The following is a 16,431-nucleotide window of genomic DNA, read 5'->3' as shown; positions in this document are numbered from 1 at the left end:
CAGAAGTATCCTTAGGTGCCATTGCGAGCCAGCAATTATTACAGTGGCGGGCGAAGCAATCTAAAGAGATTGCTTCGTCGTCCGCCACTGAATCAATGGTGGACTCCTCGCAATGACACAAACATTTTCGCGAGCTAAACTATTACCGAGAGGAATATTTGTTACCGGCACCGATACCGGAGTCGGCAAATCAATAGTTACTGGCTTATTGGCAAAATATTTGCGGGAAAAAGGTTACGGGGTTATAACTCAGAAATGGGTGCAGACAGGCAGCCGTTCTAGCGCGGATATTAATTTGCACTTAAAAATTATGGGGATATCCCAAGGCTCAATCAAGGAACATTTTGATTGTGTTTGCCCATACATATTTAAACTACCTGCCTCGCCGCATTTAGCCGCTAAAGCCCAAAAGAAAGAAATTAATATTGCCAAGATCAAGAAAAGCTTTAAATTCTTATCCTCAAAGTTTGATTTTGTGATTGTCGAAGGGGTAGGGGGAGCATTGGTTCCAGTTAATGAAAAATATTTGTTGATTGATATAGCCAGACAGCTTGGTTTACCGGTATTATTAGTGGCACAAAATAAATTGGGTGCAATTAACCAGGTACTTATGACTGTGGAAGTTTTAAAAAATAGAAAAATGAATTTTTTGGGTATATTATTTAACAGTTGTAAGGGGGAGAATAAATTGGTTCTTAAAGATAATCCGGATATTATAGGTAAAATTACCAAACAAAAAATATTGGGCACACTACCTTGGAATAAGAGGGTTGATCTATTATATAAAAAGTTTTTACCGCTGGCTAAGAAAATAATCTTATGAAAAATTGGCTCAAGACCGATTTAAAATATATCTGGCATCCTTATACTCAAATGAAGGAAGCCATTAATTTGCCGCCTGTTTTAATCGAGAGGGCAAAAGGGATAAAGCTTTATGACTCAAAGGGCAAGTTTTACTATGATACTATTTCAAGCTGGTGGTGTAATGTCCACGGGCATAGCCATCCGCGGATAAAAGAGGCGATTAAGAAACAGGTTGATGTTTTAGAGCATGTGTTATTTGCCGGTTTCACCCATAAACCGGCTATTGAACTGTCTAGCGAGCTGATCGCACTTACGAAAAATAAATTTAACCGGGTATTTTTTTCGGATAATGGTTCAACCAGTGTGGAAGTGGCATTAAAAATGTCATTTCAATATTGGCATAATATAGGGGAAGAAAGAAAAACAAAGTTTGTTGCTTTGGATCATGGCTATCATGGAGATACAATCGGTGCAATGGGTGTAAGTGGCCTAGACCTTTTTAACGCGGTATTTTCTCCGCTATTGTTTTCATCATATAAAGTACCGTCTCCTTATTGCTACCGTTGCCCGGTAAAAAAAGAGAGGGCCACTTGTGCGATTGATTGCATAAAACCTTTGGAAAAGTTGCTCAAGGAGAAACATCAGGAAATCTGTGCATTGATTATCGAGCCTCTGGTGATGGGGGCAGCAGGAATGGTTATTTATCCTAAAGAATATTTAGCAAAAGTTGCGGCTTTAACCAAAAAATATAAAGTTCATCTTATCTTAGATGAGGTGGCGGTAGGTTTTGGCCGTACAGGCAGAATGTTTGCTTATGAACATGTGCCCGAGATCAAGGCGGATTTTCTTTGTCTTTCTAAAGGCATAACTTCAGGATATCTTCCACTTGCTGTAACCTTGACTACGCAAAAAATATGTGATGCTTTTTACGGGGATTATGAATTAAGAAAGACATTTTTCCACGGCCATACTTATACTGCTAATCCGATTTCCTGCTCTGCTGGTTTGGCAAGCCTAAAAATATTTAAAGAAGAAAAAACATTACAGAAGACTAGAAAGTTAATGCCTTTTTTTCATCGGGAACTTGATAAATTCAGGAATTTAGACCTAGTTGGAGATGTAAGGTATATCGGTTTTATCGGCGCAATAGAATTAGTTAAGGATAAAAAAACAAAGGAAGGTTTTGGCCTTAAAAGAAGGTTGGGTTTAGAGGTTTATAAGAGGGGGCTAAAATACAATCTTGTTTTGAGGCCCTTAGGTGATATAATCTACCTGTTTTTACCTCTTTGCACATCTAAAGCGGAAATTGATGATATTTTAAAGAGGACTTATTCAGTAATTGAATCTTTGTCTTAAAAAGGGTAATAGTTTAGTTATTGGAAGGTATCAGTAAGGTGTCATTGCGAGCGAGTGAAACGAGCGAAGCAATCTAAAACCAAGATTGCTTCGTCGGGCTTCGCCCTCCTCGCAATGACACAGTTATTTCTGGAAGCTGAATTATTACAAAAAACGAGGAATTATGTTTATTCACAGTGTATTATTTGAGATTGTGCCTAAGGAAGTTGGTAAATACCGTAAAGATAGCTTAATGTGGGCTAGGCATACCAAGAAGGCCAAGGGTTTTCTTGCCTACCATACGATGAAGCGTTATGGGTTTAAAAATCAGTATGCTTCGGTCTACGAGTGGGGCAAAAAGGCTGACCATGACCGCTTTATGCGTAAATACCATGATTGGTTGGTAAGTAAATCTAGCGCCAAAGTGAAAGTATTAGGTTACTATAATCTTAAGGCAGTAGATAAAATATAGTTGACAAACAGTAAAAATATTGTATACTTTTTACCGTAGTGAGCAAGGGAGTAGAAGTCTTGAACCGTAAGGAGAAAGAATGACACACCTTACGGTTTTTTTATTTTGTGCTTCTTTTGCTTGGTATAATTTTAGTGGAAAGGAGGAAGTAAAGAAAATGGCAAAGGGTAAAGTAAAGTGGTTTTCCAATCAAAAGGGATATGGTTTTATTACTCCTGAGAATGGCGCTGATGTGTTTGTGCATCACACCGCGATCCAGGGTGAAGGCTATAAGACCTTAGAGGAGGGCCAGGAGGTCGAGTTTGAGATTGAAAAAGGTCCTAAAGGTGAACAAGCTACTAAAGTAGTGAAGTTATAACCTAGAAGGAATAAATCAAGGGGACGGTTCTATTTTTAAATTAAATCTAAAAAAATAGAACCGTCCCCTTTATTCTTTGCTATAATAAAAATTATGAAAAAGTTTGTAGCAGTAGCCATGAGTGGTGGGGTAGATTCTTCGGTAGCGGCAGCTTTGCTAAAGAAGCAAGGCCACGAAGTAGTTGGCCTGACTATGTGTTTTTCCGCCGCAGGCGGACCCGCCTTCGGCGGTAACTCTTTTGAGTTAGAGACCAAGAAACCCAGTTGTTGCGGTTTAACCGGGATTGAGGATGCCCGGCGGGTTTGTCAAAAGCTGGGGATTAGGCATTATGTTATAAATTTAGATAAAGATTTCTCTCGCGATGTAATCCAGGATTTTTATCAGGAATATTTAAATGGCAGGACCCCTAATCCCTGCGTTAGATGCAATCAGTTTATAAAATTCGGTATTTTACTTAAGAAAGCGCTTAACCTGGGGGCCAAATTTTTAGCCACCGGCCATTATGCCAGGATCACAAAATCAAAACAGGGCTATTTGCTTAAAAAAGCCAAAGATCTTAAAAAAGACCAATCCTATTTTTTATATCGGTTAAGTCAAGATCAGCTTAAACACATAATTTTTCCTCTGGGCAATTTTACTAAATCTAAAGTACGCGATATTGCAGCTGATTTTGAGCTCAATGTGGCAGAAAAACAGGATAGCCAGGAGATTTGTTTTTTACCTGAAGGAAAACCCGGAGATTTGATTAAATCTAAAGGTTTCAATAATGTTAAGCCGGGTGATTTGGTGGATAAGGATGGTAATATTCTTGGATTACATCAGGGAATACCATTTTATACCGTAGGCCAACGACAGGGATTGGGGATTGCCAAGGGGTATCCTTTATATGTAACGCAAATTAATGCTAAAAATAACCGGGTTACCGTAGGAGAGCGTCAGGATGCTTATGGAAACGAATTTATCATTAAAGAATGGAATTTTTTAGGTAAGCCTTTTAAAAAGAAGGTTGAGATAAAGGTAAGGATACGCTATAATCATAAAGAAATCCCGGCAGTTGTCTATCCGGTCAAAGATAAGTTTAAGATAATTTTTAGAAAACCGCAGTTTGCCATAACGCCCGGCCAATCTGCAGTTTTCTATGACAAAGATACAATTTTAGGCGGGGGGATAATCCAAAAGGTTATTAAATAGATGATTAAAGAAGACAGGGAATTAGTTGCAAAGATCAAGGAATTAAAGAAAAAGCGCGATGCTATAATTCTTGCTCATAACTATCAGCTGCCTGAAGTGCAGGATATTGCGGATTTCCGCGGAGACTCTCTAGAGCTTTCCCGTATGGCCGCAAAAACAGAAGCCAAAGTAATTGTTTTTTGTGGAGTTTATTTTATGGCCGAAACCGCTTTTATCCTTTCACCAGATAAATTAGTGATTATGCCGGACATATCCGCAGGTTGTCCGATGGCCAACATGATGAGCGCTGAGGATTTAAGGAAACTTAAAAGCCAACATCCCCAGGCAGTGGTCGTAGGTTATGTAAATACTTCAGCTGCGGTCAAAGCGGAGTTGGACTATTGTTGTACCTCAACCAACGCAGTAACAGTAGTGAATGCGCTTGCCGATAAAAAAGAAATAATTTTTGTTCCCGATAAATATTTAGCTGACTATGTTTCCAAAAAAAGCGGCAGAAAATTAATTACCTGGCATGGTTTCTGTCCTACACATATTAAAATTCTCCCTGAGGATTTAAAAAGAGAGAAAAAATTCCATCCTAAGGCAAAGGTTATGGTGCATCCGGAGTGCCTGCCATCCGTGGTTGCTATGGCCGATGTAGTATTATCTACCAGCCAGATGGCTAAATTTGCCAAGGAGAGTCCAGCCAAAGAGTTTATTGTGGGTACAGAGGCGGGGTTGGTTTATCGGCTAAAGCAGGACAATCCGAATAAAGAATTCTATTTGGCTAGCGAACGCGCGGTATGTCCAAATATGAAACGTACTACACAAGAAAAAGTGCTTTGGGCACTGGAAGAACTTAGAGAAGAGGTTAGGGTGCCGCAAGATATCAGAGAGAAAGCACGCCTGGCTATTGAGCGCATGCTTAAAATTGCCTAATGAATATTCCGATCGTCTTTGAGGATGATTGGCTGCTTGTGGTTGATAAGCCTGCTGGATTATTAAGTGTTCCAACGCCGAAAAATGAATCGCGCACTTTGACAAGTATTTTAAACCAGGACGCGCAGGAAAGAAAATTAGGGGTTAATCTTTATCCCTGTCATCGTCTTGACCGGGAGACTTCGGGGCTAGTGATTTATGCCAAAACCAAAACAATTGAGCAGAAAATGGCAGATGCTTTTAGGGATAGGAAGGTGAGCAAGAAATACATCGCTTTTGTGCATGGGAAATTATCACATCCGCAAGGTAGTATAAGTTCTGCTATTGAAGGCAAAAGTGCGCTGACAAAATATAAGGTTATGCAGGAGAAAAGTAATTATAGTGTGGTTGAGGTGGTGCCTGCTACCGGAAGGACTAATCAGATCCGCATTCACTTTAAGAATATTGCGCATCCTTTGGTAGGAGAGGATAAATTTGCTTTTCGTAAGGATTTTAATTTACGTTTTAAGCGCCTTTGTCTACACGCGCAAGAGCTTGAATTTTTACATCCGGTAACGCAGAAGTCACTTTCTTTACGTTTAGAATTGCCGCTTGATTTGAAGAAATTTTTAGAAGAGCATGCATAATATTACTGATTTGATTTTTATCTTCGGTGCAAAATATCTGTTCTTGTTTGTGGTTGCCATCGGTTTTGCCTGGTTTTTAACCCAACCTAAATCCAAAAAGAAAGAAATCTTGATTTTTGCCTGTATTAGCCTACCGTTAATTTTTATTATTTTCAAGATCGCCGGGTATCTTTATCACAATCCACGTCCTTTTATTGAGGGGCATTTTAAGCCTTTAATTTATCATAAGGCGGATAATGGTTTTCCTTCACAACATGAATTGTTAGTTTCAGCTATTTCAGCGATAATTTTTGTCTTTAGCCGGCGTATGGGTTTTGTATTAGGAATTTTGGCATTATTTGTAGGTTTTTCTAGAGTATATGTCGGCGTGCATCATATGATTGATATTGTTGGGAGTATAATAATTTCAATTGTTGCGGTAAGCTTGGTTTATTTTATTCGGCACCTATTATTGCGAGCTCGCACTGACACCCCGCGCTTATAAGGTATTGCGCGGGTGTGCCCCTGTGGGCAGGAGGAGTAAAATTGAGTATAATTGTTTTGGGAACAGTGGCATTGGATAGTGTAAAAACCCCTTTTGGAAAACGTAAAGAATTGCTTGGTGGATCTGCTGCGCATTTCTCCATGACCGCCCGGCTTTTTACCAAGGTTAATTTGATCGCCATTGTTGGAGGAGATTTCCCAACAAAACACATTGCTTTCTTAAAGAGCAAAGGGATTAATTTGAGTTCTTTGATTATGGAAAGCGGAAAAACATTTAGGTGGGAGGGCGAATATAAGGGTGATTTAAATTCAGCCCTTACCATAAATACAGAATTAGGCGTACTTTCGGTATTTAAACCTCAGGTTTCCGAAGAGCAGCGTAAAATCGAAAATATATTTTTAGCCAATGTTGACCCGGATATCCAGGAGCATCTCTTGCGTAAGATGCATTCTCCGAAATTAGTCGGCTTAGACAGCATGAACTATTGGATTAATACTAAACGCAAAGAACTGATTAAGTTGCTTAAGTTTATAGATATTTATGTGGCTAATGATCAAGAAGCCAGGGATTTATCGGGTGAAAGTAATCTGATTAAGGCGGCAAGGTGTTTGTCTTCTTTTGGCCCCAAGATGGTACTTATTAAAAAGGGTGAGCATGGTGTTTTATTTTATAGCCGCACTTTGCATGCCGCAAGCAGGCTTGTTTTTTCGCTTCCTGCGTATCCGGTTGAGAAAGTAGTTGACCCTACGGGAGCAGGGGATACCTTTGCCGGCGGGTTTATGGGGTATTTAGCAAAGAGCGGCAAAATAAACTCTTCGACGATAAAGAAGGCCTTAGCTTATGGGACGGTGGCAGCTTCTTTTAATGTGGAAGATTTCGGTTTATATAGGACAAGGAAGCTTACCTTGGGAAATTTAGAGAGGCGCCTGATTAAATTTAAAGATTGTTTCTTGTTCTAATTTTAAAAGTCGACCTGAAAATAAAAAATAAGTAAAAACTATGGATACGCCATCCTGAATCCGCCATTGATTTTAGTGGCGGACGAAGAATCTAGATCCTTCGCTTGCCACTGATCCGATGGCGGGCTCAGGATGACTTAATCGGGAGGATAATTATGTTAGCAGAAAAAATTTTTAATGATTATAAGGAAGCAATGAAGTCGCGGGATGCTTTGAAGAGTTCAGTTTTAAGTTTTTTACGGGCGGATATGCTAAATCTTGCAACTGCTAAGAAAAAAGATAAACTTGATGATACGGAAATTATTACCGTAATCAAGAAACAGATAAAACAGCGTCAGGATTCTATTGAGCAGTTTACCAAGGGTGGCAGATTGGAAGCGGCAGAAAAAGAGAAAAAAGAATCGGAAATCTTAAAAAGTTATCTGCCCGCAGAAATGCCGCCTGAGGAGATTAAGCGTCTGATCGAAGAGGCAGTTATTGCAACAGGTGCAAGTAGTATGAAGGATATGGGCCGCTTGATGAAAGAGTTAACTGTAAAAATATCCGGAGGAGCTGATGGTAAATTGGTCAGCGACTTGGTAAGGCAGAGATTAAGTAATCCTTCCTAAATACATATGTTTTCCTCGTTAAAGGTTAGGTACTTTCGTATATATTGGCTGGGTATGTTTGTATCTTTGATAGGCACCTGGATACAAAGCGTTGCCCAGAGCTGGCTGATTTTTCAGCTGACCAACTCCGCATTTCTTTTGGGGGTGGTTGGTTTTTTGGGTTCGATACCTATGTTTGTACTTTCTTTGTTTGGAGGTGTTTTGGCCGACAGGGTAAATAAAAGAAATATTTTGATTTTTACTCAAGGGGCTTTTATGCTGCTGGCTTTTTTACTAGCGGTTTTAACCCAGTTTAAACTTATTACACCGGTACAAATTATGTTCATTGCCTTGTTTAACGGCATAATTATGGCCTTTGATGCGCCAGCCAGGCAATCGATAGTAGTGGAGTTGGTGGGTAAAAAGCATCTTTTTAATGCCATTACTTTAAATTCAGTAGCTTTTAATTCTTCACGTATTATGGGCCCTGCGATTGCCGGCGTGTTGATTTCGATAATCGGGATGAGTGGGTGTTTTTATTTAAATGGGATTAGTTTTTTGGCGGTAATTATCGCGCTTTTTTGTATTAAATTCGGTAAAAGTACGGCTCGCAATAGTAACTCTGCCTTAAGGGACCTTAAAGAAGGATTGATTTTTATCAGAGGTAATCGTCTTATCTTAGCTTTAGTAAGCATGGTTGCGGCGGTGAGTATGTTTGGTGTTTCTTATGTTATCCTTATGCCGGTTTTTGCTAGTAATGTACTTCATACAGGTGCAAGTGGTTTAGGGGTGTTAATGTCTAGTATTGGTATTGGAGCTTTGATCGGATCTTTGGGCTTAGCCAGCCTCGGTGATTTTAAATCTAAGGGCAGGCTTTTAATAGGATCGGTATTTTTATTTTCTTTCTCTCTGATAGCCTTCTCATTATCTAAAAATTATGTACTATCTGCCTTTACTTTAATTTTCGTGGGTTGTTCAAGTTTTATTCCGGTTGCTTTAATTAATACCTTATTGCAAATTAATGTGCCAGATGAATTTCGCGGCAGGGTGATGGGCCTTTTTATGATTACTTTTGCCGGAATTATGCCTTTTGGGAACTTGATTTCCGGAAGCCTTGCGCAATCATTGGGAGTATCAACGGCTCTTCTTTTCTGCGGCTTTACTTGTTTGATATTATTTGCTTTAATTAGTTTTTTATTTCCGGGATTAAAGGATTTATAATAGATTTTATTTGATTTATTCATATATTTTGCTAGAATTATTATTGATAAGCTTGCCGGCAGGGAGGTGAACAGGCTCCGGCAATTTCAAAATAATTAAACGTCATAATATTAAATTTAATAAATTAGAGAGGAGCGTAAGTATGAGGAGGTTGTTAAGTTTAGGGGTAGTGGTTTTAGTGTTAGCGGCATTATCCGGTTGTGGTAAGAAACAGGAAACAGAGGAGTGGCAGCCTATTACAATGGAATCTTTAAGCGCGCCCAGTGGTTCTGTTCAACAAGCCCCAGTTTTACCGGAAACAAAGAGTGTAGAAAGTAAAGTTTTACCTTCTAGTGCATCTGTCTCGACTAAAGAAATAGTGCCTTTACCACCTCAGGGGCCGTATAAGCCAACAAATATTGAGATTCAGACAGCTTTAAAGAATGTCGGTTTTTATACCGGTAAGATTGACGGAAGCCTTGGTCCGAAAACCAAGAAGGCAATTGAAAGTTTTCAGAGCGCAAATGGCCTGAAAGCTGATGGAAAGGTTGGCCCGAAGACCTGGGAAGTACTGAGTAAACATTTGAGTGCTGTAGTAGAGCCTGTTAAGAGATAGTTAAAAAGTTTCACCTGTAAATTTTGTTTAAAATCAAAGGGACCGTTTCTATTTTTTCTTCATTGGGATTTTCTTTTAAAAATAGAAACGGTCCCGTTATTTTCATTGGGATTTTCTTTTTTACGGTGGTATAATATAACTCTATATGAAGAAATTTCCGCAAAACTTTCTTTGGGGTGCTTCAACCAGCGCGCATCAAGTCGAAGGCCAAAATATCCATAATGACTGGTGGGCGGCTGAACAAAACCATGCTCTTAAAGAACCTTCAGGTCAAGCCTGCCGGCATTATGAGCTTTATGCCCAAGATTTTGCAATAGCCAAGGAGCTCAACCATAATTGTCATCGTTTTTCCATAGAGTGGAGCCGTATTGAACCTAAAGAAGGCCAATTTGATCTTGTGGAGATCGAGCATTACCGTAAAGTTATTTCTGAATTAAAAAACCAAGGGATCCAGCCAATAGTTACCTTGCATCATTTTACCAACCCCATTTGGTTTAGCCAGAAGGGGGCTTGGTTCAATTCTAATTCTAAGAAATATTTTTTACGTTTTGTAGATAGGATAGTTAAAGAGTTTGCCAGTCAGGTAAAATTTTGGATAACCATAAATGAGCCCCTGATTTATTCTTCGCACTCCTATCTGTTGGGTGTTTGGCCTCCAAAAGAGTGTTCGCTGATTAAAACGGTAATTGTAACTTTAAATATGGCTAAAGCCCACATAGAAGCCTACCGGATTATACATAAAATTTATCAGGACAATGCTTTAGAAAAACCCATGGTTAGTGTTGCGGCTAATTTACAGGCATTTGAAATTTGTCAGCCGACATTAAAAAATAGATTAGCCCAATATTTGCGGCATAAATTATATAACCTTTATTTTATAGAGGAGCTCCTGCGTAAAAAATCCTTAGATTACATCGGGATAAATTATTACAGCAGGAGTCTGGTGGATGTACGTAGTTGGAAGATAAGGGCTCTGTTGCTAGATACCTGCAGATATAACCATGATCCTTTACCTAAGAACTCTTTAGGATGGGATATTTATCCACAAGGGCTCTATAAGCTTTTAATAGCCCTTAAGAAATATAATCTTCCTGTTTTAATTACTGAAAATGGTATATGTACTGAAGATGATAATTTAAGGTGGGATTATATCCGGGGGCATCTGGAGCAGCTGCATAGAGCTATTGGCCAGGGAGTTAAGGCGTTAGGTTACATCTATTGGTCGCTGATAGATAATTTTGAATGGGATAAAGGATTTGAAGCGCGTTTTGGCTTGGTGCATGTAGATTATCAAAATCAAAAACGTACAATTAAAGCAAGCGCAAAAAAGCTTGCGCAAGTTACCTATAGTGGGGAAATTTAAATGGACATTAAGGATAAAGAATCCATTATAAAAGAATTATCGTGTTTTGCCGGCTTTAATAAGGCAGAACTTGCGGCAATTGAGTTAAAGAGCCAAATTGTTGAATACCGTAAGGGGCAAATTATTTATGAAGAGGGTACACCTCCATGCGCCTTTTATTGCATTATTTCAGGCCGAGTACAAATTTATACTAAGGATAAAGAAGGCAAGCAGACAATTTTAGAGTATTTGCACCGCGGTAAATATTTCGGTATCATTTCTTTACTTACTAATGAAGCGCATTCGGTTACGGCCCAAACGATAAATGATTGTATTATTCTTGTAGTTAAGAAAGATGATTTTAATTCTGTTTTGGAAAATACTCCGAAGCTGGCTATTGATTTAAGCCGTTCATTGAGCCGCCGGCTTAAACGTAAAGATATACATCAGAAAAAAATATTTGAAAGTACAGTTATTTCAGTTTTTAGTTCTTATGCGCAAGCAGGAAAAACTATCTATGCTTTGAATCTGGCTCTAAGTTTGAAGCATGAAACGCATAAATCAGTGATTATTTTGGACATCTTGCCGAGAGAAAAAATACATACTTTACCAATTAAACTAGAAATCCAGCAATCTCCTATATTTGACTTATCTTCCGGTACTGATATTTATACCTTACCAAATGATTTTATTATAAAAAGTAGCTTTGGCATAGATTTGTTCTGTTTCTATTACCAAGAAGATAATGATCTCTGTCTTAAGCGGTTAATCGAGATATTAAGTATTCTGGTTAATGATTATCATTATATTCTGTTGGATCTACCGGCGGCCATGGATCGTTCGATTATCAGCATGCTTAATCAGTCGGATTTTATCCATATATTAAGCAGCCCGGATCCTGTGGATTTAAAACGCACTAATAATCTGAACAACCGCCTTAAGACGGATTTTAATTTTGATCCTGTTAAAATCAAGACGATTGTTAATGAATATAAATTATCTAAGATTAATTATAGTGAAGAGTTGGAGATTTTAGGCCAGGATATTTTTGCTACTATTCCTAAGATTGAATTTGATGCTCCTGCGCGCCTGATTATCGATGAACCTGATTGTGAGTATTCTAAAGCAGTCAGGAGAATCGCCCGGCAACTGGGAGATTGTTTAGTTGGCCTGGTTTTAGGGGTGGGAGTAGGCTATGGTTTTTGCCATGTGGGAGTATTAAAGGTAATTGAGGAAGAAAAAATTCCAATCGATGTTATTGTAGGTTCTAGTATTGGCTCCTTAATTGCTAGCCTTTGGGCTATTGGTAAAAGCAGCAGTGAAATTCTCGAGATTACAAGTGAGTTCAGAGAGCCAAAACATATTTGGGGATTAATTGATATAACTTTTCCCCGGTTTAGTTTTATTAAAGGTAATAAATTATACCGTTTTTTAAAGAAACACCTGGGGGACAAAACTTTTTATGATGTGAAACTCCCTCTGAGGATAATTGCCAGTAACGTGCATAAAAAAGAGGCCAAGATTTTAGATAAAGGATCTCTGGTTGATGCTATAATGGCAAGCTGTTCGATGCCGGGTATTTTTGCGCCTTTTAAATTCAAGGAAGAGGTTCTTTTCGATGGGGGAGTAACCTATCCTTTGCCTACTGAGCCTTTAATGCAAATGGGAGTTAAAAAGATTATCGCGGTGAATGTTACTCCTTCCCGGGAAGATATTCTAAAGCAATTAAAGAAGCTAAAAGAGGTGGTTCCTTCCGGAAATGTTGTTGGTACTCAAAAGAATAAGCACCTAAGTTTTTTTGCCAGGTTTAAAAGCATTTTTAACCTCAATATTGTAAATATTATTTTTAGTAGTGTCGAAGTTTTACAATCTGAGGTAGCCAGGCGAGAAGGGGAATTGGCTGACATTGTTTTACATCCGGACACATCAGGTTTATTTTGGTTGGAATTGCATAAAGCAAGTGAATTCGCCAAGCGCGGGGAAGAAGAGGCACGCAAGCATCTGGATGAGATCCGGCAACTGATTAATGAATAATAAAGCCATTCCTTTATAGTTATGGGATGGCTTACCCCTCTGGGGTAAAAAGGAGTTGTAAATGAATAAATATTTTGTTTCAGTTAGCGCATTTTATTTAGCAGCAGTGTTTCTCTCAGGATGCTCTACGGTTAAAGAGATGGGCAAGGGTTTTATTGGGGTATCTACACAGGTTCTGGAGGATAAGCGTAAAGATGCGGTGAAAAAATCTTTTGCCTTAGGTTATAACGATTGTTATACCAAGGTTAAGGATATATTAGCCCAAGGGAATATTCCACCGTATATATATTCGGAGGATCCCAAAAAGAAGATGATTGCTATTTACCTGTCTCAGGCAGATACTACTCCGGTGGGAATATTTTTTACCGAGGAAGCAGGAGTCAATACTTTGGTTGAGATATCAAGCCCCAGTACTTACGCAAAAGAAGAAATTGCCAACAGAATATTTACTGGTATTAATATATTACTTGAGCCTAAAGTTCAGCCACAGGGTGGTAATTTGATTAGTAATAACCAAAGCCAGCAAGAGGAGAAGAAAGCTAATGTTGAAAAAAAACCTAGCAATTAAGGATTTGATTAAAGAGTGCCATCGTGTTGCTAAATCTAAAGGCTGGTGGGAGGATAGCCGTAACGACGGGGAGCTGATTGCACTTATGCATTCTGAGCTATCCGAGGCCCTGGAGGCAATGCGTAGTCACGATAAAGAGAATAATCTGGCGGAAGAGTTGGCAGATTGTTGTATTCGCATATTTGATTATTGTGGTTCAAGAAAAATAGACCTGGAGAAAGCATTATTAAAGAAGATTGAATATAATAAAACCCGGCCTTATCGGCACGGTAAGAAGTTTTAGAGAAGATAAAAATAATGAACGAAACAGTTTCCGCTTTAGCCTGGAAACTGTTTCGAGCCTAATCGGGAAATGGGGTTAGAGTCTAACAGGAGGATAAAAATGCCATACGATAGCAGCTTGGATACGCAGGTTTTTACCCGTTTTTGGGAAAATGATTCTGGAAAAATTGCGGTTAGTGTTTATTCTTATAACAACGGCCCTAAAAAGATCCAGATTAGCAGGGAGATAAAAGATAAAAATGGCGAATATGCTTTTGCCAAACTCGGGAGGTTGACAAAAGAAGAGGCGCAAGGTGTGTTGCCGTTGCTTCAGGAAGCACTGAATAATATGTAAAAAGTTATGGCACAATTAAAGAAAAGAGATAGTTGGGGATCACGGCTAGGAATTATTATGGCGGTGGCTGGTTCAGCCATCGGTCTTGGTAATTTTTTACGTTTTCCGGCCAAGGCTGCGGCAAATGGCGGTGGGGCTTTTATGATTCCCTATTTTATTTCCTTGCTTCTTTTAGGTATTCCTCTTATGTGGATTGAATGGACCCTGGGACGTTACGGAGGAGGTTTTGAACATGGCACTGCTCCTGGGATATTCCACAGCCTTTGGCAGAAAAACCGTTTCATCAAATATTTCGGAATAATTGGGATATTCGGGCCGCTGGTTATTTTTATTTATTATACTTTTATTGAATCCTGGACTCTTGCCTATAGTTTTTTTGCTTTAACCGGTAAATACGCTTCTTTAACCAATCAATTTACCATGCGTAGTTTTTTAACAGGTTTTCAGGGCCTAGAAAAGAATCAGTATTTCAGCGGCATAGGTGTTGCTTATACATTCTTTCTGATAACCTTTCTGCTGAATATTTGGGTGATTTATTATGGGATTAAGGGCGGTATAGAAAAATTATGTAAATGGGCAATGCCGGTTCTGTTTATTTTTGGCATAGCGTTGATGCTTAGGGTTTTGACATTGGGTACTCCGGATTTGGCTCATCCTGATTGGAATGTTTCGGGTGGTTTTGGTTTTCTATGGAATCCGGATTTCTCTGCTTTAAAATCAGCAAAGGTCTGGCTTGAAGCTGCCGGGCAAATATTTTTTACTTTAAGCGTAGGGATAGGTGTAATTCTTACTTATGCTAGTTACTTAAAAAAAGCTGATGATGTTGTGCTTTCAGGAACAACCGCTTCAATGACTAATGAATTTGCCGAGATTATTCTAGGAGGAAGTATTGTAATACCTGCGGCTTTTGTATTTTTTGGCCCGGTAGATATTAAATCTATTGCTCAATCAGGGGTTTTTAATCTGGGTTTTGTAACCATGCCATTGGTTTTAAACAAGCTTCCGATGGCGGCAATATTTGGTTTTTTTTGGTTCTTCTTGTTATTTTTATCCGGGATAACCTCTGCGGTATCTTTGGCCCAGCCGGCTGTAGCATTCTTAGAGGATGAATTTAATATCAACCGTAAACGGGCAGTTTCTATATTTGGGATAGTTTCATTTATATTATGCCAGCCGGCGATAATTTTCTTAGGCCACGGGGTGGTCGATGAGCTGGATTTTTGGGGCGGTACATTTTTCCTGGTAGTATTTGCTACGATTGAGACGATACTTTTTGCCTGGGTGTTTGGTATGGATCGTGCTTGGGAGGAGATACATAGGGGAGCGGATATGTCTATTCCGAGGGTTTATAAATTCATCATTAAGTATATTACGCCCCTGTTTTTATTTATTATACTAGGAATGTGGTTTGCCCAAGAGTGGCTGCCGATAATTTTGATGAAGAATGTATCTGGCATAGATAAACCTTTTATTTTAGGTACGCGTTTGGTTCTGTTGTTTATATTTATAATTTTAGCTGTTCTAGTAAAAATAGCCTGGCGCAATAGAAAGTTAAAACAGAGGAGTTAAAAGGTGAAATTTTCAGGATGGATATTTTTAATTTTTTCATGGGGGGTGATTATTAGTCTGGCGGCTTTTTGTTTTTTAAAAGTCTTCTCAAAAAAGGAGATAAGATGAGGGGGTCTTTTTTGTTTGTTTTGTTTTCGTATTTATTAATTTCAATCTGCGGGTGTGCGCCTTTAATTATCGGAGCAGCCGCAGGTGGTTTAGGTGCATATGCGGTAAGTAGGGATACTGTACAGGGAGATACGGATAAGAATTACGAGGCGCTTTGGGATTCAGCTTTAAATGTCGCCAGAGCCCGTGGTTTAATTCAGCAAGAGGATACGAATACTGGCTACATTGAGTTAGGCGCAGAGTCCAGTAAAGTGTGGATAAAATTAGTCCGCTTGACTCAGGCTACTACTCGCCTTAAGGTCTCTGCCCGTAAATACCATTTCCCGAATATGGAGCTGGCCCAGGATATTTTTGTTAAGATTATGACCGGGGTAAAATAGAAAGCCATAAAATATTTCCCCTTTTCTTTTTGGGAAATTTGTGTACAATATATCAAAAGTATGGAAGTATTCTAGCCGAGATAGCTCTCCGCCACAAAGCGTTGGCGGATTCGCTAAGGCATAAAAGTTCGCCGAGATAGCTCAGTGGTAGAGCGCGGCCCTGAAAAGGCCGGCGTGGGGGGTCCGATTCCCTCTCTCGGCATTTTAGTTTTTTTCTTCAGCGTATAAATAAAAAAAAGGGGGGGGTATAACCTCTCTTTTTTT

Annotated in this window: 19 protein-coding genes and 1 tRNA gene; all 20 read left to right on the top strand. The window is 39.0% G+C overall.

Annotation, left to right across the window (positions count from 1 at the left end):
• The first annotated feature begins 112 nt into the window (after positions 1 to 112).
• The 20 genes from bioD (at position 113) to PHC29_02815 (ending at position 16,369) form a co-directional block, all read left to right on the top strand.
• Positions 113 to 823, top strand: a complete 711-nt coding sequence (bioD, locus tag PHC29_02910; protein ID MDD5108442.1) for a dethiobiotin synthase — start codon at positions 113 to 115, stop codon at positions 821 to 823.
• A complete protein-coding gene (gene bioA, locus PHC29_02905) occupies positions 820 to 2,160 on the top strand; it encodes an adenosylmethionine--8-amino-7-oxononanoate transaminase (GenBank protein ID MDD5108441.1) in 1,341 nt (446 codons plus the stop codon). Before bioD ends, bioA begins: the two co-directional genes overlap by 4 nt.
• A 163-nt stretch (positions 2,161 to 2,323) precedes the next feature.
• Positions 2,324 to 2,611 (top strand): hypothetical protein, encoded by a 288-nt coding sequence (locus tag PHC29_02900; protein ID MDD5108440.1) that lies wholly within the window; start codon positions 2,324 to 2,326, stop codon positions 2,609 to 2,611.
• Positions 2,612 to 2,768: 157 nt separating this feature from the next.
• Positions 2,769 to 2,969: a cold-shock protein gene (locus PHC29_02895; GenBank protein MDD5108439.1), complete on the top strand. Its 201-nt coding sequence runs from the start codon at positions 2,769 to 2,771 to the stop codon at positions 2,967 to 2,969.
• Between the two features lie 93 nt (positions 2,970 to 3,062).
• Complete coding sequence (gene mnmA, locus PHC29_02890; protein MDD5108438.1) at positions 3,063 to 4,160, top strand: tRNA 2-thiouridine(34) synthase MnmA; 1,098 nt, start codon at positions 3,063 to 3,065, stop codon at positions 4,158 to 4,160.
• The gene (nadA, locus tag PHC29_02885; protein ID MDD5108437.1) at positions 4,161 to 5,078 is read left to right on the top strand and encodes a quinolinate synthase NadA; all 918 of its coding nucleotides are present in this window, start codon (positions 4,161 to 4,163) and stop codon (positions 5,076 to 5,078) included.
• Positions 5,078 to 5,704 (top strand): RluA family pseudouridine synthase, encoded by a 627-nt coding sequence (locus PHC29_02880; GenBank protein ID MDD5108436.1) that lies wholly within the window; start codon positions 5,078 to 5,080, stop codon positions 5,702 to 5,704. Before nadA ends, PHC29_02880 begins: the two co-directional genes overlap by 1 nt.
• On the top strand, positions 5,697 to 6,188 hold the full coding sequence (locus tag PHC29_02875) for a phosphatase PAP2 family protein (GenBank protein MDD5108435.1): 492 nt from the start codon (positions 5,697 to 5,699) through the stop codon (positions 6,186 to 6,188). The genes PHC29_02880 and PHC29_02875 overlap by 8 nt, the downstream gene beginning before the upstream one ends.
• A gap of 41 nt (positions 6,189 to 6,229) precedes the next feature.
• Positions 6,230 to 7,147 (top strand): PfkB family carbohydrate kinase, encoded by a 918-nt coding sequence (locus PHC29_02870; protein MDD5108434.1) that lies wholly within the window; start codon positions 6,230 to 6,232, stop codon positions 7,145 to 7,147.
• 155 nt (positions 7,148 to 7,302) lie between these two features.
• Positions 7,303 to 7,755, top strand: coding sequence for a GatB/YqeY domain-containing protein (locus PHC29_02865; GenBank protein MDD5108433.1), 453 nt, complete (start codon positions 7,303 to 7,305; stop codon positions 7,753 to 7,755).
• A 6-nt stretch (positions 7,756 to 7,761) separates the two neighbouring features.
• Positions 7,762 to 8,955 carry an MFS transporter gene (locus tag PHC29_02860; GenBank protein MDD5108432.1) on the top strand — a complete coding sequence of 398 codons (1,194 nt, stop codon included), beginning with the start codon at positions 7,762 to 7,764 and terminating at the stop codon, positions 8,953 to 8,955.
• 142 nt (positions 8,956 to 9,097) lie between these two features.
• Positions 9,098 to 9,550, top strand: a complete 453-nt coding sequence (locus PHC29_02855; protein ID MDD5108431.1) for a peptidoglycan-binding domain-containing protein — start codon at positions 9,098 to 9,100, stop codon at positions 9,548 to 9,550.
• Positions 9,551 to 9,695: 145 nt separating this feature from the next.
• Positions 9,696 to 10,913 (top strand): glycoside hydrolase family 1 protein, encoded by a 1,218-nt coding sequence (locus PHC29_02850; protein ID MDD5108430.1) that lies wholly within the window; start codon positions 9,696 to 9,698, stop codon positions 10,911 to 10,913.
• On the top strand, positions 10,914 to 12,926 hold the full coding sequence (locus PHC29_02845) for a cyclic nucleotide-binding domain-containing protein (GenBank protein ID MDD5108429.1): 2,013 nt from the start codon (positions 10,914 to 10,916) through the stop codon (positions 12,924 to 12,926).
• Positions 12,927 to 12,987: 61 nt separating this feature from the next.
• Entirely contained in the window at positions 12,988 to 13,494 is a 507-nt protein-coding gene (locus PHC29_02840) for a hypothetical protein (GenBank protein MDD5108428.1), read from the top strand.
• Positions 13,469 to 13,777 (top strand): MazG nucleotide pyrophosphohydrolase domain-containing protein, encoded by a 309-nt coding sequence (locus PHC29_02835; protein MDD5108427.1) that lies wholly within the window; start codon positions 13,469 to 13,471, stop codon positions 13,775 to 13,777. Before PHC29_02840 ends, PHC29_02835 begins: the two co-directional genes overlap by 26 nt.
• 99 nt (positions 13,778 to 13,876) lie before the next feature.
• On the top strand, positions 13,877 to 14,110 hold the full coding sequence (locus PHC29_02830) for a hypothetical protein (protein MDD5108426.1): 234 nt from the start codon (positions 13,877 to 13,879) through the stop codon (positions 14,108 to 14,110).
• Positions 14,111 to 14,116: 6 nt separating this feature from the next.
• On the top strand, positions 14,117 to 15,679 hold the full coding sequence (locus PHC29_02825) for a sodium-dependent transporter (GenBank protein ID MDD5108425.1): 1,563 nt from the start codon (positions 14,117 to 14,119) through the stop codon (positions 15,677 to 15,679).
• Positions 15,680 to 15,783: 104 nt separating this feature from the next.
• A complete protein-coding gene (locus tag PHC29_02820; protein MDD5108424.1) occupies positions 15,784 to 16,167 on the top strand; it encodes a DUF3568 family protein in 384 nt (127 codons plus the stop codon).
• Positions 16,168 to 16,297: 130 nt separating this feature from the next.
• Positions 16,298 to 16,369: transfer RNA gene (locus PHC29_02815), tRNA-Phe, on the top strand.
• The last annotated feature ends 62 nt before the right edge of the window (positions 16,370 to 16,431 follow it).

This window comes from Candidatus Omnitrophota bacterium (assembly GCA_028712255.1).
Taxonomy (GTDB): domain Bacteria; phylum Omnitrophota; class Gorgyraeia; order Gygaellales; family Profunditerraquicolaceae; genus UBA6249.
The sequence above is the reverse complement of the archived record's forward strand: the minus strand, read 5'-3'. Positions and strand labels throughout refer to the sequence as shown.

Bases quoted from the DNA above. Each gene is read 5' to 3' on its own strand.
- bioD (MDD5108442.1), top strand. From the start codon at position 113: ATGACACAAACATTTTCGCGAGCTAAACTATTACCGAGAGGAATATTT.
- bioA (MDD5108441.1), top strand. From the start codon at position 820: ATGAAAAATTGGCTCAAGACCGATTTAAAATATATCTGGCATCCTTAT.
- PHC29_02900 (MDD5108440.1), top strand. From the start codon at position 2,324: ATGTTTATTCACAGTGTATTATTTGAGATTGTGCCTAAGGAAGTTGGT.
- PHC29_02895 (MDD5108439.1), top strand. From the start codon at position 2,769: ATGGCAAAGGGTAAAGTAAAGTGGTTTTCCAATCAAAAGGGATATGGT.
- mnmA (MDD5108438.1), top strand. From the start codon at position 3,063: ATGAAAAAGTTTGTAGCAGTAGCCATGAGTGGTGGGGTAGATTCTTCG.
- nadA (MDD5108437.1), top strand. From the start codon at position 4,161: ATGATTAAAGAAGACAGGGAATTAGTTGCAAAGATCAAGGAATTAAAG.
- PHC29_02880 (MDD5108436.1), top strand. From the start codon at position 5,078: ATGAATATTCCGATCGTCTTTGAGGATGATTGGCTGCTTGTGGTTGAT.
- PHC29_02875 (MDD5108435.1), top strand. From the start codon at position 5,697: ATGCATAATATTACTGATTTGATTTTTATCTTCGGTGCAAAATATCTG.
- PHC29_02865 (MDD5108433.1), top strand. From the start codon at position 7,303: ATGTTAGCAGAAAAAATTTTTAATGATTATAAGGAAGCAATGAAGTCG.
- PHC29_02860 (MDD5108432.1), top strand. From the start codon at position 7,762: ATGTTTTCCTCGTTAAAGGTTAGGTACTTTCGTATATATTGGCTGGGT.
- PHC29_02855 (MDD5108431.1), top strand. From the start codon at position 9,098: ATGAGGAGGTTGTTAAGTTTAGGGGTAGTGGTTTTAGTGTTAGCGGCA.
- PHC29_02850 (MDD5108430.1), top strand. From the start codon at position 9,696: ATGAAGAAATTTCCGCAAAACTTTCTTTGGGGTGCTTCAACCAGCGCG.
- PHC29_02845 (MDD5108429.1), top strand. From the start codon at position 10,914: ATGGACATTAAGGATAAAGAATCCATTATAAAAGAATTATCGTGTTTT.
- PHC29_02840 (MDD5108428.1), top strand. From the start codon at position 12,988: ATGAATAAATATTTTGTTTCAGTTAGCGCATTTTATTTAGCAGCAGTG.
- PHC29_02835 (MDD5108427.1), top strand. From the start codon at position 13,469: ATGTTGAAAAAAAACCTAGCAATTAAGGATTTGATTAAAGAGTGCCAT.
- PHC29_02830 (MDD5108426.1), top strand. From the start codon at position 13,877: ATGCCATACGATAGCAGCTTGGATACGCAGGTTTTTACCCGTTTTTGG.
- PHC29_02825 (MDD5108425.1), top strand. From the start codon at position 14,117: ATGGCACAATTAAAGAAAAGAGATAGTTGGGGATCACGGCTAGGAATT.
- PHC29_02820 (MDD5108424.1), top strand. From the start codon at position 15,784: ATGAGGGGGTCTTTTTTGTTTGTTTTGTTTTCGTATTTATTAATTTCA.